At 62.2% G+C, this 547-nt stretch carries 1 protein-coding gene; it reads right to left on the minus strand.

Annotated features, from left to right (window positions below):
- Positions 1-87: 87 nt before the first annotated feature.
- The gene (locus tag EOD07_RS36810) at positions 88-462 is read right to left on the minus strand and encodes an endonuclease domain-containing protein (RefSeq protein ID WP_127238531.1); all 375 of its coding nucleotides are present in this window, start codon (positions 460-462) and stop codon (positions 88-90) included.
- Positions 463-547: the final 85 nt, after the last annotated feature.

Here is a 547-nt window from a genome sequence, read left to right on the forward strand (position 1 = left end):
GGCCAGGGGGGATTAGCCAATCTCCCCCCTCGTGGGGGAGATGCCCGGCAGGGCAGAGGGGGGCGCTGTCCCGCCGACCTGGCCGCGCTATTCGGATGGACTTCCGAGCCCGGTCACGATCACGATATGCTGGCAAACATTGTCGATGTCGCGAATGACATCGTCGTTCCAGAACCGCAGCACGGTCCAGCCATCTTTCTCCAGCCGCGCTGTCCGCGCCTCGTCGCCTGCGACGGCATCAGCTTCTCCGTGCTGAGATCCGTCGACCTCAACGACGAGCTTCTTCTGCGGACAGGCGAAGTCCACGATATATCCGGCGATCGGAAACTGGCGCCGGAAACCTAGACCCATCAACCGATGGGCACGAAGCTCGTTCCAAAGCTTCAACTCGGCTGCTGTCATCACCTTGCGCATCGATCTGGCGTTGGCGCGCTGTTTTGGCGGCAGCGGTGTATGGGGCATTTGTGTTACTCGGTGATTGTTAAGGTTCGCGCTCTACGGCGCCCCCCTCTGTCCTGCCGGACATCTCCCCCACGAGGGGGGAGAT

Source organism: Mesorhizobium sp. M2C.T.Ca.TU.002.02.1.1, from assembly GCF_003997225.1.